This is a genomic window from Roseofilum halophilum BLCC-M91, assembly GCF_030068445.1.
GTDB lineage: Bacteria > Cyanobacteriota > Cyanobacteriia > Cyanobacteriales > Desertifilaceae > Roseofilum > Roseofilum halophilum.
Map to the genome: position 1 here is coordinate 1 of NZ_JAQPOK010000084.1, position 25,567 is coordinate 25,567.

The following is a 25,567-nucleotide window of genomic DNA, read 5'->3' on the forward strand; positions in this document are numbered from 1 at the left end:
GCTCACTGCTATACAGCGCTTTTCGATGTTATGAGGTACAGTAATCGAAATTTTAAGGGTTGAGTGCCTTCCCATGAAAAGCCTGAAAAATGGGGATTATAGCGTGAAAAATGGTTTTCCCATTACCAATTACCCATTACCCATTACCGCGCGAAGCGCTGTAACTGGTCACCAACCCCCATTACCCATTACCCATGCAACCCTCCTCCTTTTTAATCAGTTTATTGGTCGTGATGACTGTTATTTTAGGCCTACTCTCTTTTCCCAGTTTCGGACAGTCAGACCCACCCGAACCCGTTAATCCAGATATCCGCTCTCCTGATGTGCAAATGTTATCTCAAGAAGTGCGCCAGCTTCATCAACAAGTCCGCCAGCTAGAATCCCAGGTCAGATCCTTAGAATCTAAGGTGCGGTCTTTAGAATTTTCCATCCGTTAGGAGTCAATCCAATTTCCGATCGTGAATACACCCAGTCACGCCATCTTAAACTTGACCGCTTTGGGAAAGACTAATTTCCCAGAATATAACCGCCATTTCTTTCCCTTCAGCAATTACCGCTTGATCAGTCCCTTTTCCTACTGGAATCCTGCTCATTATGGAGTCTGGGTGTCTGCTATAGAAATACTTCTAGTGATTGCAGGAACTATTTATTGTTGGTCGTTTATCCAGTCTTGGTTCGGTAAAATTCTGATGGTTTTGGTGAATACTGCCTATGTTATTTTGTGGTTTCTATTCTATTTTAGGTTGATTATTTCTTAGGAGTCATATCAAGTCCGGATAATCACTTGTTATTGCGAATGGAAAGCAAAGGAAAGCAATCTAGCCAATTTCGTTACTCTTGGTGATTGCTTCCCTGCGGTCGCAATGACAACTGTCTAACCAGATTTGATATTAATACACAAAAATATTCCCATTGCTAAAACTACCAACCGAGGGACGACCGGGAGCATTCAGAACCGCTAGAGGTTGATTATTCAAGATCCCGCCAGCAGCCGATCCATTAGTATCAAAGAATAACTGACCTTGGGAATCGTAAATAAAGCGGAAATTAGCACCATTTTCGGCATTGCGGTAGGCAGCCGGAGGATTAGCCGGATCGAAGGCAGAATTAGACAAGAACAACTGTCCTTCAGACAATTGTCCCGCCGTTAGACCGGCTCCAAACGTTTGGGCATTCACCAAAATCACACTACTATCACCAAAGCCTTGGATCGTATCTCCCCCTTCATCGACAAAAGTATAGAGATAGTAATCTTGTCCAGATACCCCATTGAGTGTATCTGGGCCTTGTCCTCCGAAGAAGAAATCACTAGAGCTATTGCCTCGGAAGTTCTCGGAGAGGGGCGTACCCGCCACTAAACTACCCGTAATTGGAGTGGGAACAGCCTCGGAAGTCAGTCGAGCAATTCCTCGTCCCGTATTATCTGGAGTGGTAAAGCGCAGGGTGGTCTCCTCGGTAATGCTCAAGCTGGTTTCGTTATATTTACCGGGAGAAACAATAATCGTATCTTGACCGGATATACCTGGTGTGGGGAAGCTATCATCCTGATTATTTCTCAGGATTTGATCTGTACTGGCTGCGCTCACCGTGGTATAGACATTAATCGTTGCTTCATCGGAAACTCTGCCCCCGGTATTCGTGGAGCGCACCACCAACCCAAAGGGCCCATTGCCACCCGGAGCGCTGTTGAGGGTAATATTCCCGTTATTATCAATACTAAAGTTAGAGGTGGAAGCGCCTCCAGTAATGCGGGAAATTTCATAGGATTGAATTCCAGAATTATCTGACGATTGGATTTGCCCGATCGCCGTTCCCGGTTGGGTGGCATCAATGCCACTGTCATTACTCACAGTGATGAGTTCTCCCCCAACTAATTGAGGAGGAGTAGGGGGTTGGGTTCCGGGGGTTGGGGTAGGAGTCGGCGTTGGCGTGGGAGTGGGGGTTGGGGTGGGGCTAGGAGTTGGGCTAGGCAGATCGACGGCAACAAAATCCGTTTCGTTAATCAGAGCAACATTGACATTTTGCAAGACCATTAGATAATCACCCAGTACGGGCCCGGTTTCCCCACCCGCGTTAATAATCTGACGAATGACCACATCATTGGCATTGTCTCCCGTTCCTTGAGTAATAAACAGGTCACTAAAGGTCAACCCGCCGCCTAAGCCGATTTTGTCTTCTTTGTTTACATCCTGGTCAACGAAGAAGTCGGTGACAATATCTGCACCAGAGATCTGGAAACCCCCGGAGTCTGGGGCGATCGCAAACGTATCCCGTCCCGCACCACCGAGCATAATATCCGCGCCCGTACCGCCAAAGAGGAAATCATTCCCCGCTACGGTGTTATCGGCATCTCCTGCTAGGGCATCATTACCGGCATTGCCTTGTAGGGTATCATTACCGCGATCGCCAGAGAGAAAATCATTCCCATCTCCCCCTTCCATTTGATCCTCATTTTGTCCCCCAAACAGAGAATCATCACCCGGATCGCCCAGCAGGGTATCATTTTCCGTACCACCAGCAATAAAGTCTGCACCATTACCACCCAGGAGACTATCGATACCGGCTTCACCGACAACGACATCATCATCATTATCTCCAAAAATAATATCGCTATCATTCCCTCCAAAGAGAAAATCAATCCCTTGGCCCCCTCGGATGCTTTCCAAACCATTGCCACCCTCGATGGTATCGTTCCCTAAATCTCCAAACAGATTATCATTGCCTTCACTACCGACCAGATAATCATCATCTTGACCGCCATAAATGAGATCGTTACCTCCATTCCCATCAATGGCATCTACACCCGTTCCTCCAAAGAGCAAGTCATTAAACGTCCCTCCAGAGATCTGATCGTTACCTGGCCCTCCCAGGACTAAATCAATCCCCTCTCCTCCGGCCAGAAAATCATCTCCAAAGTCCCCTGAGATTTCATCAGCCCCTGTGCGACCAAAGATGGTATCGCTTTCTTGGCCACCAAATAGGCTATCCTTACCCGGCCCGCCATCGATCAGATCGTTATCCTGATTGCCCAGGATCACATCATTAAACCCCAATCCGTTCAGGGTATCATTACCTTGAAAACCATAAATAATATCCCCTTGGTCGGTTCCGTTGAGTAAATCTGGGCCGGGAGTTCCGTTAATCGTTGGCATAGTTGAGCCTCCTCACAACTGAAATTAAGAGTGAAATTAAGAGATTAAGATCTTCATCCCATTAAAGCAAACTTAGCTCAGTTCAGGGTTAATTGGGGGTGAAGGGAGAGTGAAAGCTCTCTTGTCCTTGCCTGATCCTTGAGGTCACCCAGCTTATTGGATTAATTTAATAGAGTTCTTCTTCTTGGTTAGTAATAATTGTGCAGTCGGCTTTAGCATAGGCAACGCAGGTGAGGACATAACCTGCTTCCATTTGCTCATCGGTTAAAAAGGACTGGTCAGTTTGATCTACCAAATCTTCTGGATAAGTTTTCTCTGGCAATAGGAGCTTACCGGCACAGGTCGAACAGGCTCCGGCTTGACAGGAATAGGGCAGATCGACCCCCTGATCCTCTGCTGCGACTAAAATGTATTCATCTTCGGGGACTTCAATGATTTCGTCGAGTTCTTCTTCTTCGTTAATCAGTCGAACGTTATAGGTTTTCTTTGCCATTTCGCTCTTTCCTCGTTAAAGGTAGGGATGATAATCTGCTAATTTATACCCTAATATGACGACAGACGAACCCGATTCCCCATCCCCTTTTGGGTGAAAGGGGGATTGGGGGAGTCTAGATGGTTCGTTGGGTATAAAAATCTTCCTTGAGGCTGCCAACACTAGAGCCATGTAGGATTATATGCTACAGGGTTCTAGATCTCAAAGAACTAGCCCAGTTCTTCTTCCTTATGGGTTTCAATTTTGCAATCCGATGTAGGTTTAGCAATACAGGTGAGAACCCAGCCTTCTCCAATTTGATCGTCATCGAGGAAGGATTGATCTTCTTGGTCAACAGTACCAGAAACGATTTTACCTGCACAGGTGGAACAAGCACCGGCACGGCAGGAGTAAGGCAGGTCAAAGCCTTGTTCTTCAGCAATGTCTAGAATAATTTCATCTTCAGGGCATTCTATTACTTTTTCGCCATCAGGGGTGACTAATGTGACTTTGTATGTAGCCATGGTGTTACTCCTCAGAGATTAGTTGAATGAGTATAAGCTTGGTTAATACAAACGATAGCCAGGGTATTGGCTTAACCGTTTGTAAGATTGCTTGTCTTCCTTCTTGATATTACGGGATTTTGGACAAATTGCAAGCAAAATTTAATCAACAATTTGAATCAGATTGGTGATTTGATTTTCTAATTCCTTATACTTCACCCTTCCAGTCAGTAGCTAAGATTGCAGTTTTTCCCATTCAGGTTATCGGGAAGGCTTAGGGGTTCAAGCATTGAATGGCCTGCAATAATCCTTTGGCTTTATTGAGCGTTTCTTGGTATTCGTTCTGGGGCACCGAGTCGGCGACGAGACCGGCTCCGGCTTGAACGGATAAGGTTTGATCCTCTACGACCATGGTTCTAATGGTAATGGCGCTGTTGAGCTGTCCTTCAAAGTCGTAGTATCCGTATACACCAGAGTACGGGCCGCGCCGATCGCCTTCAAGTTCGTGAATAATCTCCATGGCGCGAATTTTGGGTGCGCCACTGACGGTTCCGGCCGGAAAACAGGCTTTGAGTAAATCCCAGGCTGTATGGTCGCTTCCCAGTTCCCCAATCACGTTACTGACAATATGCATGACGTGGGAGTAACGTTCAATCACCATCAGCTCATCGACTTTGACTGTGCCACTGGTACAGACTCTGCCCAAATCATTGCGCCCTAAATCCACTAACATCACATGCTCGGCGATTTCTTTGGGGTCTTGCAAAAGTTCAGTGGCTAAAGCTTCGTCTTCCTCTGGGGTTGCGCCACGGGGACGGGTTCCGGCAATGGGTCTGACGGTGGCTAGGGTTTTGCCACTGGGGTCTTTTTCGGCTTTAACCATCACTTCTGGAGAAGAGCCAATCAGTTGCCAGGAGCCAAAGTTAAAGTAGGCCATATAAGGCGAGGGGTTAATCAGTCTCAGGGAGCGGTATAGGTCAAAGGGTTTACCGCGATAGGGGGTACTCAGGCGCTGGGAGAGAACCACTTGAAAGATATCGCCAGCAAAAATATAGTCTTGGGCGGCTTTGACGTTGGCACAAAAGGCTTCTGGGGTAATGTTGCTGGTATAGGACAAGGTGGAGTCTGGGTTAATGCGGTTGGGGGGTGTCCATTCTAGGGAAAGATGTTTGCGCGATAGGGGTTTGTTGAGTTTCTTGACGAGGGATTTGATCCGATCGCACCCTTTCTTGTACGCTTTTTTGAGTTTGATGTTGGGATCGCGCACATCTACATAGGCGATCGCCCAAATCTTACGCTTCACCTGATCGAAAATCAACAGATGATCCACCTGCATCCAAATGCCATCGGGCAGAGCCTTCTTTTTCCCTTTATGGACGGGAACCGTGGGTTCAATCCAATGAATCAGCTCATAGCCCCAAAATCCGAATAATCCCCCGATTCCCGGAGGCAGTTGGGGCAATTTTACCGGATGATAGGGTTCTAAACAGTCGGCTAAGTGCTGGAAAGGATCGCCTTGAAATTCTTTTGTACTGCCATCTCGGAAGGTTTGGGTGGTGCGATCTCCTCTTGCTTCTAAGATCCATAGGGGATCGCACCCCAATAAACTGTAGCGACCGATTTTTTCTCCGCCTTCAACCGACTCTAGCAAAAAGTTGTAGGGATGACGGGCACAAACCTTGTACCACGCCGAAACCGGGGTTTCTAAGTCAGCTACCCATTCTTGACACACGGGAATAAAGTTACCTTGTTGGGCAAGCTGTTTAAATTCGGAAAAATCGGGGTAAATCATGGATCGAGAGGTGATGGAACAGGATTGGCCATCCAAGGATATCCTGCTTATGCTGAATCTCAATCATATCGCGCTTTGCGCTGGTAATGGGTAATGGGTATTCAGGATTTTCTACTCTCCGTCTATGACTGAGAGTTCATCCGTCAGTTTTAAGCGTCCTCGATAATAGGAATGGATCAGGCGATCGATGGCGTGTTGTTCTTCTTCCGTCAGGTTTTGCTCTAAAATCGCTGCCATCAGTCCATATCGGTCAGCTTGGGTTAATTCGCGCTTGGTATAGGCTTGAACGATGACATCGCTCAGGGCGCAGGGGAGGAGATTTAAGGAGAATTCCATGGCTCAGTTGTAAGATGACACTCTAAAGGAGCTTTAATGTCATTGTCCTTTGTTTTTCCTCTGGGTTACGTGATGACGGGGGAAATTAATTGTGAGTTCTATCACTATTACAGCGCTTTGTTAGCTCTGTATCATTTGAATTGATCTTAGGCGCACACAGCAGCCACCCAGAAGAGTCCATCTACAACTAGGGTACTGAGGACTGCACCGCTAAAGGCCCACCATGGTATTGATTTCGATCGCAGGGGAATTAAACCGAGTAGCAGCAGGAGCAGGACTAGCACTCCCGCCCAACATCCCCCCCAGGGGGTATAGATTTGGGCGATCGCCTCTTGAAAGACGGGACGGACAAATTCTGGTTCGACGAGCATCAATTGTCGCCAGTGGGGGATCAGGTTAACCAGGTAGAAGTAAATATCGGTGATCGCTGTCCCCAGTAGGGAACCGAGATAGAAGAAATGGCCGATTAATCCCCAAGGATTTTGAGAGCGTCTACAGCGTAAAATGAGGTCGAGTAACACGAAGGGGAGGGCGATCGCCTCGATGGGTAAATGATAGACTGGTTCCCACCTGAGCCATCCCCAATAAATCGAACCCGCTAACCAACTCCAACTAAATCCTAAGCAGAGATCCCCCCAAAGCTTGCCCCAGCTCTGTCTCATCAACAGCAGACTTAAGCCAATCCAGAATAGGGTCATTACAAAACTTAATTCTGGAAAAAGTCGCACTAAGGGCGCTTGGAAGAACACAGGAACAATCACCAACCCCCCAGATGCCAGCCAGATTTGCCAATGTTGAGGGAGTGCCAGCCCTTGCCACCATTCCTTTATAGGATTTGGGGCTGACTTGGATGTTGAGGAAGAGTAGGGGGGGAAGGTTTGTTGAACCACAATTAAGCTTCGTTACTTAACTTTACATTGTTTAAGATATCAGATTTTTCAATCTTGTCTATTACATCTAATATCCCCCTAGGGGGGATACAACTATGATAACCGATCGCCAGAGAAATGAAACCCACAGGCGACAATCCTCTGTTTTTAGCAATAATGGGACAGTTCTTCATCGATGGTTAATAAATGATCAACAAAAGCGGCGATCGCCCCCTCCTCCTGGGGTTGATGTTCCTTTCCGCCCTATTTTTACCCAGCCTCGTGCAAGCACAAGAACCGACTACAAACGCGGTTTCGGGGCAGATTAATATCTTTCAAGCCTTCATTTTAGGGCTGGTACAAGGAATGACCGAATTTATCCCCATCAGCAGCACCGCTCATCTGAAAGTAGTTCCCGTGGCGCTGGGATGGGGAGATCCAGGGGTTGCCTTCTCTGCCATTATTCAACTTGGCAGTATTGGCGCAGTTCTCTGGTACTTTTGGAGCGATCTGAGCCAACTGACTCTAGGAACCCTTGAAGCCCTGCAAAAAAAAGAGTATCAGTCCAATAGCGTCCGCATGGTATTGGGGATAGCGATCGGAACCCTACCCATTGCCATTATCGGTTTAGGCATTAAAATACTTGTACCCAACTTCGACGAATCCCCCATTCGTCAACTCTCTTCCATTGCGATCGCCTCCATCGTCATGGCCATTCTACTCGGATTAGCCGAACAATGGGGCAGCCGAAAACGGGACTTCGATCGCCTGGGAATGCAAGACGGCATCCTCATGGGATGCGCCCAAGCCCTCGCCATCATCCCCGGCGTTTCCCGCTCCGGCTCCACCATTACCGCCGGATTATTCATGGGATTAGAACGCGCCAGTGCCGCCCGCTTTTCCTTCCTCCTGGGCATTCCCGCCATCACCCTCGCCGGATTAGTCGAACTCGCTGGACTAATCGACGAAGGACTCGCCGGAGTGGGCTTATTTCCCCTAATTGTCGGCTTAATCTCCTCCGCCTTCTTCTCCTATGTCGCCATTGCCTGGCTGATCCGCTTTCTCCAAACCCGTAGCACCTGGCTCTTTATCTGGTATCGTCTCATTTTCGGCATCCTTATCTTAATCGCCATCAGCACCCAACTGATTCCCAACCGCTAACCCATGAGTACCATCCGCCCCGCCAAAATCTCCCAAGTTCTACCCGACTCCATCGCCGCCGAGATTGGTTTTGAAGCCGGTGATGCGATCGTCTCCATTAACGGTACAGCACCGCGAGACTTAATTGACTATCAATTTTTATGTGCCGATGAAATCCTCGATCTCGAAGTCCTCGACATTAAAGGCAAAACCCATCAAATCGAAATCGAAAAAGACTACGACGAAGATTTAGGACTCGAATTTGAAACCGCCCTTTTTGACGGCTTAATTCAGTGCAATAATCGCTGTCCCTTCTGCTTCATCGATCAACAGCCCCCCGGAAAGCGAAAAAGCCTCTATCTCAAAGATGATGATTATCGCCTCAGTTTTCTCTACGGCAGTTATTTAACCCTAACCAACTTATCAGCAAAGGAATGGAGCCGCATTGAAGCCATGCGCCTCTCTCCCCTCTATGTTTCCGTTCATGCCACCGAACCCGACATTAGAAACCGCCTATTAAAAAATCCCCGCGCTGGTGACATCTTGAAGCAACTGGAATGGTTCCAAGAACGGCGCTTACAAATTCATGCCCAAGTCGTCGTTTGTCCCGGAATTAATGATAGAGCGCATTTAGAGCAAACCCTTTTAGACTTAGCCCAATTTCATCAAGGAGAAGTTCCCACTGTTGCCTCAATAGCCGTGGTTCCTGTGGGCTTAACCCGGTTTCGTCCCACAGAAGATGAACTGATTCCGGTAACTGTAGAAAAGGCGCAAGAAGTGATTGCCCAAGTGCAAAGATTACAGGAAAAGTTTCAACACCAAAAAGGCGCAACCGTAGTTTGGTTAGCCGATGAGTGGTTTTTAATCGCCGGAGTCGATTTACCGGCCGAATCCCATTATCAAGATTATCCCCAAATTGGCAATGGAGTAGGTTCAATTCGGTTATTTATTCGCGAATTTGCAGAGAAAATAAAAGAAAGAAACGTTTCTCAAGTGTCTCCCCCGAAAACTTTATCTTGGGTGGTGGGAAACACCGTAGAAAAAGCATTTACCCCCCTCGTCAACCAATTAAATCAGATATCAGGCTTGACAATTCAGTTACAAGCGCTCAATAGCGACTATTGGGGACAAGAAATGACCGTTACTGGCTTATTGACGGGGGAAGATTTGCTGCATAAATTATCTGGCAAAGATTTAGGCGATGGCATTTTATTGCCCACGGTGATGTTAAAGCATGGCGAAACTTGTTTTTTAGACGATCGCACGGTGGAAGAGGTGGAAGAAAAATTAGGTGTGCCGATTTTTCTAGTCGAAAATATTGAGGCTTTGCTAAATATAGCGCTTTCCGTTCTATAGGTATGTAGGGGCGAACGGCCGTTCGCCCCTACAGGATTGTCAATACTCATCTATTTGAGAAAGGCTATATAGCCATCAATCTAAACGGTTAACACCTGATTAAACAAGTAACCCACGCTGATAATGCCCACAGTCATTAAGGTGATAAAAACCGCTAACAATTGAGGGCGCAATACCTTCCGCAAAATCACGATTTCTGGCAAAGATAAAGCCGTGACTGCCATGGTGAAGGCTAACACTGTACCCAAGGGGATACCTTTATTAACCAAGGCTTCACTAATGGGCATCACCCCGGCAATATTGGCATATAGAGGCACACCGAGAACCACGGCAACCGGTACAGCTAAAGGATTATTTGCACCGGCAAATTCGCTAATGAATGAGGTGGGGGCATAGCCATGAATGCCTGCACCAATGGCAATGCCAATTACTACATAAATCCAAACGGAGCTGATAATTTGACTCGACTGAGACCATCCCTGATTAAATCGCTCCTTCCAAGTCAGAGAGGAGTCGGAGCTATCCTCTGGGGGGACAGATTGCTCGGACTTTGGCAGTTGCCAAACGAAGGATTCCACCCATCGCTCTAATTTGAGTTGGCCCATGATATATCCAGCCGCGATCGCCAATACTACCCCAAAGCCAATATAGATAAGGGTGACCTTAAAGCCAAACAATCCCCACAGCAACACCACCGCCACTTCATTCACCATGGGGGCAGAAATGAGATAAGAAAAGGTGACTCCTAACGGAATTCCCGCCGTCAAAAAGCCGATAAACAAGGGAACTGCCGAACAGGAACAAAAGGGGGTAATAATTCCCACCAGGGCGGCTAAAATATTGCCACTGAACTGGCGTTTTCCGGCTAACCAATGGCGCACATGCTCTGGTTGTAAAAAGCTCTGAACTGTACCCACCAGAAAGCTAATGATCGTCAGTAAGGTGAGAATCTTGGGCACATCATAGAGGAAAAACCGCAAACTCTCGCCTAGGTGGGAGTCGAGGGGAATTCCCAACAGATGATTGACGATTTGACAGGCCAGCCAATCGAAGGGATAAAAGGGATCGAACATGGGTAATTTTTCTGTCTACTGTTGGGTCTAATTTTGCAAGAAGGGTTTAATTTCGTCTGCACTCATGACTTTACCTTTGGCGACGAGTTTCCCGTTTACCATTAGGGCTGGAGTGGAGAGGACTCCCCGCTTGGCAATTTCGATCGCGTCTTTAATGTGTAAAACTTCTGCATCCAGACTGAGATCGGCGATCGCCTGCTTTGCATTCGTTTCTAACTGCTGACATTTCTTACAGCCAGTTCCCAAAACTTCCACTTGAATGTTACTCATGATCTGACTCCTTCCTGAATTGATCCATCGATTGGGAAAAATTAACCGTATCTAAAACCACACATTCTCGATCCGTGACTTCTAGATTTTGGGCACAATAATTTACCAATGGGGTTAACTGATCGTGGAGAGCTTGTAACTGTTGAATCTGCTGTTCAATCTCGTTAAGTTTCTTACATAGGCGCTCATGCACCGCTTGACAAGTGAGCGATCGCCCATCCTTAAGCGCGAGAATATCCTTAATCTCATCTAAACTTAGGCCCAACCCTTTCACTTGCACAATAAAAGCCAGTCGTTCCATATCGCTCTGACTAAACAAGCGATAGCCTGCTGCGGTGCGCTCAGGAGCAGGAATTAATCCGATCCGTTCATAAAAATAAAGGGTTTGTGGATTAATGCCTAAAGTGCGGGATACTTCGCCGACTTGAAACATAGATCTCACTTGGTTACCAGCTCAATAGCTCTACTCTAAACCCTATAGTCGAGTATAAAGTCAAGACCTTGAGCCAGCCTGATCCTTAGCACGGAGTCAACCGTAATCAATTTTGCTATAGTTGAAGCGAAATAGAGCAAACCTAAATGAGTTATGTAATGGCTGCCCCTCATCCCCCAGCCCCTTCTCCCGCAGGAGAAGGGGAGCAGAAGTCCCTCTCGGAGTGGGAGAGGGATATAGGGAGAGGGCATTTCCCCTTGCACAACTCATTTAGACTAGCTATAGAGTGAATCCTTTTTGCTTATGCCCCGGTCTATTCCTTACCAACCTGTTCTCCTGCGACTCTTACATGGTGGCAGTGCCCTACTGGTGATTTTGGCCCTGATTTCCGGTTTTTGGGTTTATAACACCTATGATGGGCGTTGGGGTAGCCTACCCTTACCCAACCTACCCGATATCCAAGACATTCACGGCACGATCGCCGTTACCTTCCTGCTCTTACTTCCCCTCTTCGCCTTCTATAGTTTCCACATTGGCTATCATCGCCTCATTCAAGAGCAATCTTTTAACCCCTTAAAACAGGTGGGTAAACCGGTTTGGTGGATCTTTATGCACCGTTTAGCCAATACCTTCATGTTGGTGGCCGCCACTTTCGCCGTCATCACCGGTAGAATGATGGAAGAAGAATGGCTTCCGGCTGGAGAAATTGACCGCCCCTGGTATTTAGCCCATTTAGTTTCATGGCTGATTGTATTCCTGAGTTTAGCTCTACATCTGTTACTAGCGGCTAAAGTGGGTGGAGTGCCTTTACTGCGATCGATGTTGCAATTCTCCCGGCGCGATCGAGATACTCCTAAATCTTGGTTGAGAGGTCTGAGAAAAATCTCCTCTAGTCGGCTCTTCCAATGGGTGGAAATCATGGTCATGGGGGGGATTATTTTGGCGTTTCTGCTCCCCGTCCTACCCTCATAATATCAATTCAAAATTCAAAATTCAAAATTCAAAATGGGTAGACTCAAGTGCGATCGCCTGCTTTGTCTACACTCTACGACTCCCCCATTCCCTCATTCCTCCATTCCCCCACCCGGAGCTATTCTAGAACCGCCGAATTTGTGATAGGGTGAAAAGGTTGTCTAATTCGCCTCAAGGAGAAGCTATGACCCGCGCCATTATGGAAACAGAAAAAGGGACGATTAACTTAGAATTGTTCGATCAAGATGCTCCCAATACAGTAAAAAACTTTGTGGAATTATCCCAGAAAGGATTTTATGATGGACTGACTTTCCATCGGGTTATTGATAACTTTATGATTCAAGGAGGCTGTCCCCTAGGCACAGGAACCGGCGGCCCAGGGTACAAAATTAAGTGCGAAATTAATGATAATAAGCATGTAGCTGGAACCCTATCTATGGCCCACGCAGGTCGGGATACTGGAGGCAGTCAGTTTTTTATTTGCCATGCTCCTCAACCCCATTTAGATGGTGTGCATACCACATTTGGTCAAACCCAAGATATGGATGTGGTGAATGCTATTCGTAAGGGAGATAAGATTATTTCGGTGAAAATCGAAGAGTAGGGAATGGGTAATGGGTAAGTAGGTAATACAGCAAACCTAAATGAGTTATGTAATGGCTGCCCCTCATCCCCCTACCCCCTTCTCCCGCGGGCGCTGCCCTGAGCGAAGTCGAAGGGAGAAGAGGGAAAACAGTCCCTCTCCCTTGGGAGAGGGATATAGGGAGAGGGCATTTCCCGTTGCACAACTCATTTAGACTAGCGATAGATAATAGGTAATTAATTGTCTATCGCCCCATTTTCCTATCTCCAAAATTATCCCTCTAAACCGCGACCTAATGTTTGCTCTAGCATCTCTACATCCGGAACTTCTTCTGGTGCATAATATCCGGCTGCTCGTTTGGCTGTAATCTCCACTTGGGCATCTTTGGGAATTAATTCGGGAGGGATGGGAACCCGCTCGATAACTTCAATGCCAGAATTGGTAATGGCATCATATTTCAGGTTACTCATGGATACTAATCGGTCAATGCGGGTTAAGCCTAGCCAGTGTAGGACATCGGGCATAAATTCCTGAAAGCGCATATCTTGAACTCCGGCAACACATTCGGTACGCTCAAAATAGGCTTTGGCCCGATCGCCGCCTTCTTGACGTTTGCGAGCATTATAGACCAGAAACTTCGTAACTTCACCGAGGGCGCGACCTTCCTTGCGGAAGTAAACAATGACTCCTAGACCTCCTTCCTGGGCGGTGCGAATACAGACCTCGATGCCATGGGCAAGATAGGGGCGACAGGTGCAAATGTCAGAGCCAAAGACATCGGAACCGTTACACTCATCATGGACGCGCACGGCGATCGCGCGATCGCCATCTGAAATCGCCCTTAAATCGCCAATTAAATACACCGTCATTCCGCCAATGGGGGGTAAATATAACACCAAATCCGGGCGGGTCACCAACTCTGGAAACATGCCCCCTGTCTGCTCAAACAGGGCCTGACGCAGATCCATTTCCTCGACTCCAATCCGTTTGGCAATTCCCGGTAAATACCACACCGGCTCGATCGCCGCTTTGACAACGACTAAATCCCCACCTTCCTTGAGAATCTTGCCATCAGCTTGCAACCGTCCCTGATTTACAGCTTCCTGAAGTTCAGGCATATTAATATGGGCTTGGGTAATGGCGATCGTCGGGCGAATATCAACTCCCTGTTCATAAAATTGGGTATAAATTTCACCCACACGAGCGCCAAAGGGGTCTAGAGAAACAATCTTATCCGGATCGCTCCAACTGGGATGGGGGCCAATATCAGCCACGGGGGCAGTATTGGTTAAATCTGCTCGATGTTCCGGGTTCAGCGCTCGACGAGCTACCGCTAGGGCCCGATAAATGGCATAGGAACCCGAATGAGTTCCGATCACATTCCGGTGCGCTGGATTAGTTAACGTGGCAATTACCGGCCCCCTAACGATGGGATCGGCATTTCCCCAATCAATGGCGATCGGTTTTGCCCCACTGCTGCGAGGATGGGACGTGAGGACAATGGGTTTAGACTTACGACGGGTTGAATCAGCCATAGAGACCAGGGGAGAGTGGACAATTGACAGTTGTATACTGTATTGTGTCACGATTTTTGAGAGTGGGATCGAAACTTGTCCGCCGATAATGCGACCCATCCCTGGCGCGATCGCATTCCCCAGACGCTTAAACTGATAGAACAACAGTTGTCTTGACCGGCTAATATCCTGCCATTTCCCTATTCCCTTTTGCAATGACCGAACCCCTCAAACTGCAACCCCTTCCCGCACCTTGGATCGCCCCAGAAACCTTTGCCCCTTACGGTCAAGTCATCTGGGCAACCGACGATGGCAAACCCTATGATTCCCAGGATGCCCAACTGATCCTCGATCGCGGAACACCCCGATTTTACATCATGCGCTTGCACCAAAACGGGCGCAAATTTGCCGCCATTACCCGTCATCAAAACTGTACTCAATGCCTGGGATCTCTTGAAGGTAAAGATTGGTTTTTAGGCGTTGCACCTCCGAGCGAGAACTCAAAACCCGACCCAGAGCAGATCCGCGCCTTTCATATTCCCGGTAATTGCTTCGTTAAACTCCACCTGGGAACCTGGCACGCTGGGCCCCATATTGACCACGATTTCGTAGATTTTTATAACCTAGAATTAAGCGATACCAATATTACCGACCATCAAACCTGTAATCTGGGTTTAACCTATGGTCTAGAGTTTGAAATCAGCGATCGCCGATCCTAATCCATAATTCATTCAAAAAGGCTGGGTTGAACCACCAAATTATCGATTCTATGTTGCGCCATTTCTTGATATTGCTTGACTATTTCACAGCCAATAAATTTTCTCTGGTTCTTGAGCGCTACAACGCCCGTTGTTCCTGAACCCGTAAACGGATCAAAAACAATATCTCCTTTCCGAGTTGAAGCCAAAAGGCAAGTTTCAACCAAAGCTTCAGGATAAACTGCAAAATGGGCATCCCTAAATTTTCCTAACGGAATTTCCCAAACTGTCCTTTTATTTCTCCCTTTAGGATGAAAAGCCTGATCCCATCGACCATTGTGTAAGTTTTGATGACCTGAATTTTTTCCTTTTTCTGGTGTCCCATTCCGTTTTCCTAAATGATTTCTTCCTCCTTTCATTTTGGACTTTTCCGTAAAAGTAACATGCGGCTCTCTAATCGCGTCTGCATTGTAGTAATAATTGCTTGATTTGGCAAATAAAAAAATATATTCATGATCCGTTGTGGGTCTATTCTTCACTGAAGAAGGCATCGCGTTAGGCTTTTTCCATATAATATCACTTCTAAGAATCCAACCAGTATCTTTAAGAGCAAAGGCCATGCGCCAAGGAATTCCTTGAAGTTCTTTATTTCTGTAAGTGTCCCCTAGATTCAACCATAACAGTCCATCTTCACGGAGTTTAGGTTGAATCAATTTAAAGCAGGAAACAAGATTTTCAATATATAATTCGACGCTATTTTCTCTGCCAATTTCATGTTTATTGTCCAAGCTATCACTATATTTTCTATGTCCGAAATAAGGCGGACTAGTTATAACGGCTTGCAGGATATTATTGGGTATTTTATCAACCACAGAACGAATATCCCCCAGGAGAATTTTGTTGATTATTTCATCCAGATTATCCATAACTTAAAATATCTTGAATATACTTATTCAATTCAATTTGGGAACAGTCATCAAAGCCCAAGAATTGATTGGGATTCATATTAAAGTGGAATAGCTTATCAATTTTGTTTTGCATATTACCCAGTTCAGAGATAGACCAATTCAGGGCAACAATAACTACTATTATATAATAGCTTTGTGGATCATCCTTAAGTTCTCCAATCGAAGCCATGATATCCCTAGTGAACAGATGGGAATGACCTCCTCCTTCAGTTTCTCGCGTTTTAATTGGCATTAAGATAATTTTTTTAGGGCTACCATCTGAAGGAATAAGTTCTACAGAAACATCAATTGTATGTTGATTGATTTTAATTTGCTTGTCAGCAATGATGATTTTCTTATATTTTCCATAATTGCCATGAATAGCATAATGATTCTGAAATGCTGTAATGATAGCAGTTCGCGCACTCGCCTCAAGATAATGTCCTTTAATGCTACGTCGAGACCCTTCTAGACGATCAATAATAACTTCTCGTACTGTTAACCAGCTAAAACTCTGAACCCACGATCGGTATTCAACAATCAACTCCGCCAAAGTATCAGTTTCTGCCGCTATCTTTTTGATTTTTTTTAGTTTTCTCATGCGTGTAATCAGAGGGGCTAATCTTTGTTGAGGAGCATCCCGAATTATCCATGCAAAGAAATAGAAACAGGCTTTGTTATGGGGATAAACTCTACCAATACCGTCAAAGAGTAAAGGCCGTTTCTCTTCTCTTTCATGATAGCAGGCATCAATAATAGAAATTAGCTCACTTTTACTGACAGACATGAGGATTTGATTTAAATCTTTATGCGATCCAGTTAATCGTTTTGCCGTTCTTTCTACCCAGTCATAAAATGGTTTGGCTTGGTCAGCAAGGTTGGCAAGTTCTACTAAACGATAGTGGGTAATATTAACTTGGTGAACAATCAATTCGTTCATTTGTAATCCTTGATTTTGGGAAGGGGAGAGGGCAGTTAATATTTAATATCATTTAAAGGTTGCGCTAATCTCTTGACCCTCATTCCCCAGTTTCCCTTCGCCGATACTTACAGCAGTAGGTAAGGCACGGCTTAAAGTGGTCGAAGGTGAATCAATAGCGGACTCCTCCTGCCCACCCTAGGAGGATTGGCTTGTCTTTGAACTGTTGCTCAACCGTCTTGTTCGGTTATGATCGCTCCTGTAGAGCTAACCTCGCCTGTTCTCGGTCATCGAAGTGAATCTTTTCTGTGCCTAAAATTTGATAATCTTCGTGACCTTTACCAGCGATTAAAACCCCATCACCCGGTTTGGCTTCCAGGATAGCCTGACGGATGGCTTGGGCCCGATCGCCCATGACAATGGGTTTGGCAGATTCAGGAATTCCGGCCATAATATCCTCAAGGATTTGCTCCGGATTTTCCGTGCGCGGATTATCGGAAGTCACCACCGGCACATCGGCTAATTCGGCGGCAATTTTACCCATGATGGGGCGTTTGGTGCGATCGCGATCGCCTCCACAACCAAACACGCAAATCATCCGCCCTGGAATAAAGGGACGAGAAGCCTTCAGTAAATTTTCTAGGCTATCGGGGGTATGGGCATAGTCTACAATCACCGTAATCTCCTGATCCGGTTTCACGCTCACGCGCTCCATCCGTCCCGGCACGCCCAAGAAGTCAGGTAAACTCGATACCATCGTTTCTAAGGAAATGCCCAGATGTAAGCCAGCGCCAATGGCTGCCAATAGATTGGAGACATTAAATTGACCCACTAAGGGCGACTCGAAGGCCATCTCCCCTTGGGGGGTATGTAAGATTCCTTTCACGCCTTTGGGCTGATATTCTAGATCGCTTGTCCACAGAGACGCGGAAGGATCATTAAGGCTATAGCTCCAAACCTGTTCCTGGGGTAAACGCTCAATTAACCGCTTGCCGTAGGGATCGTCAGCATTAATAATCGCTTTTCCTTTTAAGTAATCTGGACTAAACAGCAGGGCTTTGGCTTCAAAATAATCTTCCATGCTGGGGTGATAGTCCAAATGGTCTTGGGTTAAGTTCGTAAAAACAGACACTTGAAAGGGACAGCCCCAAACCCGTTTTTGCTCTAAAGAATGGGAGCTGACTTCCATTACTCCATATTCACATCCGGCAGCGACTGCTTGGGAGAGCTGTTGTTGTAAGGTGACGGCAAAGGGGGTGGTATTAACTGCCGTTTGGTGATATCCCGGCCATTTGGCGTAGAGGGTTCCCAGGAGAGCCGTCGGCTTTTGTCCGTGGGTTAAAAAGGCTTCAATTAAATGGGTGGTGGTGGTTTTGCCGTTGGTTCCCGTTACGCCCACCAGCTTTAAGGTCTGGCCAGGATGGTTATAGAAGGCGGCGGCTACTTCCCCGCAAATCTTGGCCATATCTAGACCGGAAATCACACAAGCGTCTCCAGGAGGATGCTTACTGAGGGCGGATTCCGAGACGATCGCCGCGATCGCCCCCGCAGCCACAGCACTCGGCCAAAACTCTCCCCCATCCACACGGGTTCCGGGCATTCCGATAAACAGATCTCCAGCTTGACAAGAGTGGGAATTCGTGCTTAGTCCTTTTACATCCAGGTCTAAAGCCGGGTGTGTAGAGACTTCCCCTAATTCACTCACGTTAGGGAGCAACTCGCGTAATTTCATCTGTCAGCCCTCCTCACAGAAATATCCTTTGGCATTTGCACGGGAATTGTTAGTTACTATAGTATTTGTATCAGAATTGGTTCAAAACTGCCGCGACCAAGTTTTGGGCCAGCGCTCAATTACGACCTTGGTTTGGGTAAAAAATTCGACGGCATGACGGCCTTGACCGTGTAAATCCCCAAAAAAGCTTTCTTTCCAACCACTGAAGGGAAAAAAGGCCATGGGAGCAGCTACACCGATGTTAATGCCGATATTTCCGGCTTCAACTTCATAGCGGAATTTACGGGCGGCTGCGCCACTGCTGGTAAATAAACAGGCCATGTTACCCCAGGGACTTTGGTTGATGAGGGCGATCGCCTCTTCTAAGCTGTTGACATGCATTAAACCAAGAACCGGGCCGAAAATCTCTGTGGTGGCGATCGCACTCTCAGCCTGTACCCCATCTAAAATCGTCGGTCGCACAAAGTAACCATTCTCGTAACCGGGAATGTTCCGATTTCTGCCATCCACCAGCAATTGAGCGCCTTCTTGGGTTCCTTGCTCAATTAATCCGTGAATTCTCTGTTGACTAGATTGAGTAATCACTGGCCCCATCTGAATGCCCTCATCCAGACCAAACCCCACCTTGCGCTCCGTGGCAGTAGTGGCGATCGCCTCCCGAAAATCATCTCGCACCGAACCTACAGTGAGGGCGATCGAAGCCGCCAAACAGCGCTGTCCCGCACAGCCAAACGCACTATCAGCCACAATTCTCGTCGTCATCTCCAAATCCGCATCCGGCAGCACAATAATCGGATTTTTCGCTCCCCCCTGACACTGCACCCGCTTCCCCTGCTCTGCTGCTCGACTATAGATATAGCGAGCCACCGGACTCGAACCCACAAAACTAATCGCCCGAATCAGGGGATGATCTAAAATCGCGTCCACCGTCTCCTTCGCCCCATGGACTAAATTCACCACCCCCTTCGGCAAACCCGTTTCTGCTAACAGATGAAACACCTTCTCCATCGTCAGGGGCACTTTCTCCGAAGGCTTAACTATATAAGTATTGCCACAAGCCAGAGCATAGGGCATAAACCAAAAGGGAATCATCGCCGGAAAATTAAACGGCGCTATGACTGCGGCGACTCCCAACGGTTGGCGAATCATGATTTCATCAATCCCTTGGGCAATATCTTCCAGGTTAGTGCCTTGCATCAGAGTCGGAATTCCACAAGCCACTTCCACATTCTCAATCCCTCGCTGTAACTCCCCTTGAGACTCCTTCAACGTTTTACCGCACTCAATCGTAATCGTCTGAGCGAGACTCTCAAAGTCCCGCTCTAGCAAACTTTTGAGCTTAAACAAATACTGAATTCTCTCTTGAGGGGGAACCCTGCGCCAATCCTGTTGCGCTATACTCGCGGCTGTGGCTGCGAGATCCACCTCAGTGGCTGGAGAAACGGGAACTTGGCTCAAAACCTGGCCTGTCGCTGGATTCATCACTGGCATCGATTCCGTTGCTCCAGAAACCCGCCACTCTCCATTGATATAGTTGTGCAGAGTCCCAGTCCCCATACTCATCCCTCCCCTTCTTACGGTTTAGCTTCCCATTCTTCGACTCAATTATAGAATTTTACGCAAAATCTCCAGAGAAATTATAATTTGACTCCTGATAAACCGTTACATTTCTTCAATGTCTGTGAAAATAAGGAGCTATTTTCGGAATCTAGGGGGTCAACTTCACACAATCTTTAAATTTGTGCCCTCTAATTTAAAGTTTCCGTGAATTCCACGAAAAACCCTAGGCGATCTTTCGGGGGATTGTCTATGATAGGAATTGTCAACGAGAAAAGGAAATAGCGATCGCTCTGAGGCGATTCCGTAAAATCCCCTTCCGTATTGAACGCTTCTACGATCTTTTACTCAAACTACTGTTATTTAATTTCAGGAGAATCCTAATGAACTATCTAAATTTATTCCCCCAACGCCTATTCTCTGCCACTGCACTAACCGCAATCACCCTGGGTTTATCTGGGTTAACTGGTGGTAGTGCCCAAGCTCTAGATTTCGGTACATCTTGGGATACCAACTGTCTAGGTGGAGTTGGACCAGAATCCTGTTCTCTACAAAACCACTTTGATAGTCAGACCGTAAGTGGTGGGATTGACGCTGTTGCTGACCAAACTGGCTACGAATGGTTTACCAACACGGCTACTGGAAATGCTACCGGCACTTTCATGTTTGAAGTTGCTGGTTTTGCCCCTCACAACGAGTTCGGGATTTACAACAAGTCAGGTTCTAAGATTGACTTGTTTGGTGGAATAAATGATGCGGGTGATTCAGTGACTGTCAATTTCCTCAGTGGAGGCAAAGTGAGTCGCACCACTCAGCAGTTGGAACCCGGCCCGATCAATGCTCCTGTATGGAATATGTTTGAAGACTTTGGTAACGAATTCGGTTTCTACCTAACCAACAAGAATGGCGAAACCTTCTATTCTCAAAGCAGCAAAAATGACGGCGGTTATCAGCAAGCCGTTGTGTATCAGGGTGATGATGAAACAGTCATGGAGTTGCCAGGAAGAGCAGCAGGAACATTTACGGATAATGAATTCATCATTGCCTTTGAAGATCTCTTCCGTGGAGGAAGTTCCGACTCTGACTTTAATGATTTAGTCGTGATGATGGAATCGATTGAACCGGCTGATGTTCCCGAACCTTCTATGCTGCTTGGCTTGGGTGTTTTAGGTGCGAGTTTCTGGTCTGTTCGTCGTCGTCGTTCTCGCTCTTAGTTCTTAGAGTTTTCCCAGACGTAAATAGACAGAAATAGACATAATGTAGGGGCGAACGGCCGTTCGCCCCTACAGCTTTTTTTAATACAGATCTAGCAGTAGGGGCGAAATATTTTTCGCCCCTATATCAATCTCGATCAGAAAATTTGCGATCGCATATACGCCACCGGCAAACTCACCAGTTTCTTCGGCAAAGACACATAGGCACGCTTCGTAAACACATCATAATCATTGCGTTCAATTGCCCCTAAAATCTGTTGATAGAGCATCAGGGCTGACCAAACCGGCCATCGAGCATCCCGAATCAGATAGCGTACACCCCCTTCTGCTTGTTTATAAAACTTCCGCGCTCGTTGAATTTGGAAGCGCATAAACTGCCGCCAACGGTCATCAATCACCCTATTGAGTAAATCCTCTTCCGTATAGTCAAACAGGGCTAACTCTTCCAAAGGCAAATAAATTCTACCCCGCCCAATATCTTCCCCCACATCCCGGAGAATATTGGTTAACTGATTAGCAATACCCAGAGCTACAGCCTCTTCGATGGGCACATAGGGCTGATTATGCCAAGGTGCAATAGAACCAGACTCATCTACGCCCATCACAGATGTAGACATTAACCCGACTGTCCCCGCGACTCGGTAACAGTATAAATACAAATCATCAAACGTTTGATACCGACTCTGGAATAAATCCATCCGTTGCCCGGCAATCATATCGCGGAAGGGCTGAATATCTAGGGAAAACCGTTCCAGGGTATCGACTAGGGCCACTTCTTCATCGGTCAGGGCATCGCCATCAAACACTTCTTCTAGGCGCTCTTCCCAATGGTCAAGGGTTTCTGGGGTGGTGATTTCACTTTCCTTGCCATCGACCAATTCATCGGTGTGCCGACACCAAGCATATATGGCCCAAATGGCCCGGCGCTTGGCTTCTGGCATTAACAGGGTTCCTAAGTAGAAGGTCTTAGCATAGGTTGCCGTAATTTGACGACAGAGTTCATAGGATTTTTCTAGGGAGACAAGCGGTCTCATGCGAGCAGGCTTCGGTAATTGCAGCATGGGTTACAGAGAGATTCGGCGGTGGGGGACTTAGAGTGCGGACTCAGATTTAGCCGGGGACTTTATTGGAGTTTCCCCCAATTCCTGACTTCTGACAATAGCTTGGGCGGTTAATTTCCCGGATAAGACGGCTCCTTCCATGCTGGCTAGGTAGCGTTGCATGGTGTAATCTCCGGTGAGATAGAAGTTGGGAATGGGGGTTTCCTGGGACGGGCGGTGGTTTTGCCGTCCGGGGGTGGCTTTGTAGACGGAGCGGGGGGTTTTGACGACGTGGTATTTGAGCAGTTGGGTGGGGTTGTCGCCAGTAAAGTGTTGAGGAAAGAGGGTTTTGAGTTCGGCTAAGGTGGCTGCGATGATGTCTTCATCGGATTTGGAGATCCAGTCTTTAGCCGGTGCAAGCACCAATTCCAGCATGGAGCGATCGCTGTTAGCATACTCTTTGCAGGTGTTGCTCATGTCCGCATAAACGCTCAGGAGGGGAGAGCGGGAGAAGAGCAGGTGGTCGATGTCGGTGAGTTTGCGGTCAAACCACAGATGCAGGTTGATGACGGGAACTCCTTCTAAACCTTGCAGTTGCTGGAAGTAGGGCATGGCTCGCCAAGGTTGGGGCAGGATGGTTTTCAGGGGGTCTACGGGCATGGCGGAAACGTAGATATCAGCGTTGAGGACTTCATCGGGTTGGCCATCCATTCCCCGCAATAAGAAGCCGCCTACGCTGTAGTCGTCTTGAAGTAGAAATTGTTTGACGGGGGCGTTGAGTCGCACTTGGCCGCCGCGATCGCCAATATAATCGACTAAAGGCTGGCAGAGTCGTTCTGTGGGCGAGCCATCGAGAAAGGCCATTTTCGAGCCGTTTTTCTCCTGGAGAAATCGATTCAGAGCCGTGAGGATAATCGTAGCGGAGATTTCATCCGGGTTAATGAAGTTCAACGCTTTGGACATAGCGATGAACACTTCGGTTTCGATGCGAGGGGGGACGTTCTGTTTTTTGAGCCATTCGCTAAAGGAATATTGATCCATTTCCTCCACGTAGCTCTGTCCCTTGAGGATAGCTGGAATCAGTCCGATACCAAACTGGATTTTTTCGCTCCAGGTGAGCATGTCATTGTTGCGGAGAATGGCAATCAGGCCATTGATGGGGGCGGGCAGGTTAGGAAAGTCAAACCGGGAGTAAGTTCCGGGCTTTTCCGGCTGGTTAAAGATCATCGAGTGCTGTTTCCATTGCAGCCGGTCTTCGATATCCAACTCTTTGAATAATTGCAGCATATTGGGATAGGCCCCAAAAAAGATGTGCAATCCGGTTTCGTACCAGTCTCCGTCTTCGTCTTTCCAGGCAGCTACTTTGCCCCCTAGGACATCCCGACGCTCTAGGATGATGGGGGTGTGCCCCGCATCGGTGAGGTATTTGGCGCAGGAGAGTCCTGCTAATCCAGCTCCAGCGATCGCAACTCGCATTTAGTTCCTTTTTCGCTCTGTAACATTTCTTATTATTCTACTATAGTTGGCCCAGAGTTCTCACATTTCGATCGAAGATTGCCAAAAATGGAGAAATATCCGAAATGGCGATCGCCGGAAATCTCCCTTGCCAATGGATTGAAGGTGTGATACATTTCTTAATAGTAGAGAAACAACAATGTTGGCTCTACAGACTGCGGAGATCCGAAACAACCGGTAAGCAAAGTTGCCAGTTGCCCAGGTGTCTCCTCTAAGTCTTTTATCTTTTTCTAATTACCGATGTTTGAAGTCAGAGCGTTCCACCTTGTGGAGTCGCAGGAACCTTTGGGCCATTTTTTAAGTTTCTCTAGTCTGATGCATTAGGGACGAGGGATAGTTCTCCTACAATCTCTGTGCAGTTTAGGGACTAGCACAACCGAGATGGATCGAGTTCCAGAGTTTTCCTATGGTGGAAATCATAGGGAAGGTTCACACGCTGCTTGCTTCAAGCGATCGTTTTTCCGACCCATGATTGTTTATTCACCACTTCATCTGGAGTTGCGGCCGATCTTATGTATTTAACTGGTGTTTTCTGGACTCACAATCCTAAAGTTTTAACCACGCCTTTGTTCTGGAGAGCCTTGATATCTATGGGTAAAGGTTGGACATTATTTTGTCAATATTCTTGGCTGATTTCGCCTCTAAAGTGTCTTTTGGCAAGTTAACTCAATTCTCAAGAAGGATGGGTAATGGGTAATGGGTAATGGGTAATTGGTAATGGGTAATTGGTGATTGGTGATTGGTGATTGGTGATTGGTGATTGGTAATTGATTCCGAGGGATACTTGTTTCAATCCCTAATAGGGATTTAAGGGCATTTCAACGCTACATCTGGTAACGATAGCGATGTCGTCGGCTTTCAGTTTCAATCCCTAATAGGGATTTAAGGGCATTTCAACCAACTTTAATTTTTCATCACTCTAGATTTAATTCGGAGTTTCAATCCCTAATAGGGATTTAAGGGCATTTCAACGCAAGATTGCATAATTTATTGTCGTTAATTTGTTTGAGTTTCAATCCCTAATAGGGATTTAAGGGCATTTCAACTAGCGGGGAGAGATCGGGGACGATACTCGAATTCCGGTTTCAATCCCTAATAGGGATTTAAGGGCATTTCAACCCAGCCGTCCCACTTATCTACCGCGTGATCACCATCGTTTCAATCCCTAATAGGGATTTAAGGGCATTTCAACTGCTGGCATCTGAGACCCTTGCCGTATTTAGTTTTCCAGGTACATTTCCGACGATCTCCCTTAATCTTAGCAGAAGGCTGCTGAAAAAACAACCCCAAATCGCTGAAACCCTTGCCCTGTATGGGCCGACGCGGTCTCAAGATCTAAAATGGCTACAACCGAGACCAGATAAGGGATAGAGCGATTGGAGCGCTCAAGGCATTTTCCACACCCCCCCAGCGTCGGAAAAAAAGAAAGGGGAGAGTGAGGACATTACCTTTTGCATGAGTACCTATTCCCTATTCCCCA

24 protein-coding genes and 1 CRISPR repeat array are annotated in these 25,567 nt (G+C 47.0%); of the genes, 8 read left to right on the forward strand and 16 right to left on the reverse strand.

From position 1 onward, the window contains the following. Positions 1-194 precede the first annotated feature (194 nt). Positions 195-437, forward strand: a complete 243-nt coding sequence (locus PJF56_RS10600) for a coiled-coil domain-containing protein (RefSeq protein ID WP_283762642.1) — start codon at positions 195-197, stop codon at positions 435-437. Positions 438-458: 21 nt separating this feature from the next. Continuing rightward, positions 459-758, forward strand: coding sequence for a hypothetical protein (locus tag PJF56_RS10605; RefSeq protein ID WP_283762643.1), 300 nt, complete (start codon positions 459-461; stop codon positions 756-758). 132 nt (positions 759-890) lie between these two features. Here PJF56_RS10605 and PJF56_RS10610 read toward each other — a convergent pair whose 3' ends face one another. The 6 genes from PJF56_RS10610 to PJF56_RS10635 all read right to left on the reverse strand — a co-directional run bounded on the left by PJF56_RS10610 (position 891) and on the right by PJF56_RS10635 (position 7,145). Further along, positions 891-3,152, reverse strand: coding sequence for a calcium-binding protein (locus PJF56_RS10610; RefSeq protein ID WP_283762644.1), 2,262 nt, complete (start codon positions 3,150-3,152; stop codon positions 891-893). A gap of 166 nt (positions 3,153-3,318) precedes the next feature. After that, on the reverse strand, positions 3,319-3,645 hold the full coding sequence (locus tag PJF56_RS10615) for a 2Fe-2S iron-sulfur cluster-binding protein (RefSeq protein ID WP_283762645.1): 327 nt from the start codon (positions 3,643-3,645) through the stop codon (positions 3,319-3,321). A 209-nt stretch (positions 3,646-3,854) separates the two neighbouring features. Beyond that, a complete protein-coding gene (locus PJF56_RS10620) occupies positions 3,855-4,148 on the reverse strand; it encodes a 2Fe-2S iron-sulfur cluster-binding protein (RefSeq protein WP_283762646.1) in 294 nt (97 codons plus the stop codon). Between the two features lie 253 nt (positions 4,149-4,401). After that, positions 4,402-5,919: an anthranilate synthase component I gene (gene trpE, locus PJF56_RS10625; RefSeq protein WP_283762647.1), complete on the reverse strand. Its 1,518-nt coding sequence runs from the start codon at positions 5,917-5,919 to the stop codon at positions 4,402-4,404. Positions 5,920-6,030: 111 nt separating this feature from the next. Continuing rightward, on the reverse strand, positions 6,031-6,255 hold the full coding sequence (locus PJF56_RS10630) for a hypothetical protein (RefSeq protein WP_283762648.1): 225 nt from the start codon (positions 6,253-6,255) through the stop codon (positions 6,031-6,033). Between the two features lie 146 nt (positions 6,256-6,401). Then, the gene (locus PJF56_RS10635; protein WP_283762649.1) at positions 6,402-7,145 is read right to left on the reverse strand and encodes a DUF3120 domain-containing protein; all 744 of its coding nucleotides are present in this window, start codon (positions 7,143-7,145) and stop codon (positions 6,402-6,404) included. Positions 7,146-7,331: 186 nt separating this feature from the next. Here PJF56_RS10635 and PJF56_RS10640 point away from each other — a divergent pair, with 186 nt between their 5' ends. Both PJF56_RS10640 and PJF56_RS10645 read left to right on the forward strand, forming a co-directional pair. Beyond that, entirely contained in the window at positions 7,332-8,285 is a 954-nt protein-coding gene (locus PJF56_RS10640) for an undecaprenyl-diphosphate phosphatase (RefSeq protein ID WP_283762650.1), read from the forward strand. 3 nt (positions 8,286-8,288) lie between these two features. Next, the gene (locus PJF56_RS10645) at positions 8,289-9,620 is read left to right on the forward strand and encodes a TIGR03279 family radical SAM protein (RefSeq protein ID WP_283762651.1); all 1,332 of its coding nucleotides are present in this window, start codon (positions 8,289-8,291) and stop codon (positions 9,618-9,620) included. 80 nt (positions 9,621-9,700) lie between these two features. On the opposite strand, the gene PJF56_RS10650 is transcribed toward PJF56_RS10645, so the two are convergent. From PJF56_RS10650 to PJF56_RS10660, 3 genes are read right to left on the reverse strand one after another with little or no spacing between them, the layout of a single operon-like run. Continuing rightward, the gene (locus PJF56_RS10650; protein WP_283762652.1) at positions 9,701-10,693 is read right to left on the reverse strand and encodes a permease; all 993 of its coding nucleotides are present in this window, start codon (positions 10,691-10,693) and stop codon (positions 9,701-9,703) included. A gap of 27 nt (positions 10,694-10,720) precedes the next feature. Next, on the reverse strand, positions 10,721-10,963 hold the full coding sequence (locus tag PJF56_RS10655) for a thioredoxin family protein (protein WP_283762653.1): 243 nt from the start codon (positions 10,961-10,963) through the stop codon (positions 10,721-10,723). After that, entirely contained in the window at positions 10,956-11,396 is a 441-nt protein-coding gene (locus PJF56_RS10660) for a MerR family DNA-binding protein (protein WP_283762654.1), read from the reverse strand. Before PJF56_RS10660 ends, PJF56_RS10655 begins: the two co-directional genes overlap by 8 nt. 303 nt (positions 11,397-11,699) lie before the next feature. Between PJF56_RS10660 and PJF56_RS10665 the strand changes: the two genes are divergently transcribed. Together PJF56_RS10665 and PJF56_RS10670 are read left to right on the forward strand one after the other, a co-directional pair. Next, on the forward strand, positions 11,700-12,368 hold the full coding sequence (locus PJF56_RS10665) for a cytochrome b/b6 domain-containing protein (protein WP_283762655.1): 669 nt from the start codon (positions 11,700-11,702) through the stop codon (positions 12,366-12,368). 184 nt (positions 12,369-12,552) lie between these two features. Then, positions 12,553-12,972, forward strand: coding sequence for a peptidylprolyl isomerase (locus PJF56_RS10670; protein WP_347178794.1), 420 nt, complete (start codon positions 12,553-12,555; stop codon positions 12,970-12,972). Between the two features lie 251 nt (positions 12,973-13,223). Here the strand turns inward: PJF56_RS10670 and PJF56_RS10675 are convergent, their stop codons facing one another. Continuing rightward, entirely contained in the window at positions 13,224-14,486 is a 1,263-nt protein-coding gene (locus PJF56_RS10675) for a GTP cyclohydrolase II (protein ID WP_283762656.1), read from the reverse strand. A 194-nt stretch (positions 14,487-14,680) separates the two neighbouring features. On the opposite strand from PJF56_RS10675, the gene PJF56_RS10680 reads away from it, so the two are divergent. Further along, positions 14,681-15,184 carry an ureidoglycolate lyase gene (locus tag PJF56_RS10680; protein ID WP_283762657.1) on the forward strand — a complete coding sequence of 168 codons (504 nt, stop codon included), beginning with the start codon at positions 14,681-14,683 and terminating at the stop codon, positions 15,182-15,184. Between the two features lie 8 nt (positions 15,185-15,192). Here the strand turns inward: PJF56_RS10680 and PJF56_RS10685 are convergent, their stop codons facing one another. The 4 genes from PJF56_RS10685 to PJF56_RS10700 form a co-directional block, all read right to left on the reverse strand. Next, positions 15,193-16,089, reverse strand: a complete 897-nt coding sequence (locus tag PJF56_RS10685; protein WP_283762658.1) for a DNA-methyltransferase — start codon at positions 16,087-16,089, stop codon at positions 15,193-15,195. Next, positions 16,082-17,050 carry a hypothetical protein gene (locus PJF56_RS10690; RefSeq protein WP_283762659.1) on the reverse strand — a complete coding sequence of 323 codons (969 nt, stop codon included), beginning with the start codon at positions 17,048-17,050 and terminating at the stop codon, positions 16,082-16,084. The genes PJF56_RS10685 and PJF56_RS10690 overlap by 8 nt, the downstream gene beginning before the upstream one ends. 226 nt (positions 17,051-17,276) lie before the next feature. Then, entirely contained in the window at positions 17,277-18,761 is a 1,485-nt protein-coding gene (locus tag PJF56_RS10695; RefSeq protein ID WP_283762660.1) for a UDP-N-acetylmuramoyl-L-alanyl-D-glutamate--2,6-diaminopimelate ligase, read from the reverse strand. An 81-nt stretch (positions 18,762-18,842) separates the two neighbouring features. Further along, positions 18,843-20,318, reverse strand: coding sequence for a CoA-acylating methylmalonate-semialdehyde dehydrogenase (locus PJF56_RS10700; protein WP_347179518.1), 1,476 nt, complete (start codon positions 20,316-20,318; stop codon positions 18,843-18,845). Positions 20,319-20,701: 383 nt separating this feature from the next. On the opposite strand from PJF56_RS10700, the gene PJF56_RS10705 reads away from it, so the two are divergent. Beyond that, positions 20,702-21,532, forward strand: a complete 831-nt coding sequence (locus tag PJF56_RS10705; protein WP_283762662.1) for a DUF4114 domain-containing protein — start codon at positions 20,702-20,704, stop codon at positions 21,530-21,532. A gap of 137 nt (positions 21,533-21,669) precedes the next feature. On the opposite strand, the gene crtB is transcribed toward PJF56_RS10705, so the two are convergent. Together crtB and pds are read right to left on the reverse strand one after the other, a co-directional pair. After that, complete coding sequence (gene crtB / locus PJF56_RS10710; RefSeq protein WP_283762663.1) at positions 21,670-22,593, reverse strand: 15-cis-phytoene synthase CrtB; 924 nt, start codon at positions 22,591-22,593, stop codon at positions 21,670-21,672. Positions 22,594-22,623: 30 nt separating this feature from the next. Further along, positions 22,624-24,048, reverse strand: a complete 1,425-nt coding sequence (pds, locus tag PJF56_RS10715) for a 15-cis-phytoene desaturase (RefSeq protein ID WP_283762664.1) — start codon at positions 24,046-24,048, stop codon at positions 22,624-22,626. A gap of 825 nt (positions 24,049-24,873) precedes the next feature. Continuing rightward, positions 24,874-25,279: a CRISPR direct-repeat array (repeat unit 37 nt; unit sequence GTTTCAATCCCTAATAGGGATTTAAGGGCATTTCAAC). Positions 25,280-25,567: the final 288 nt, after the last annotated feature.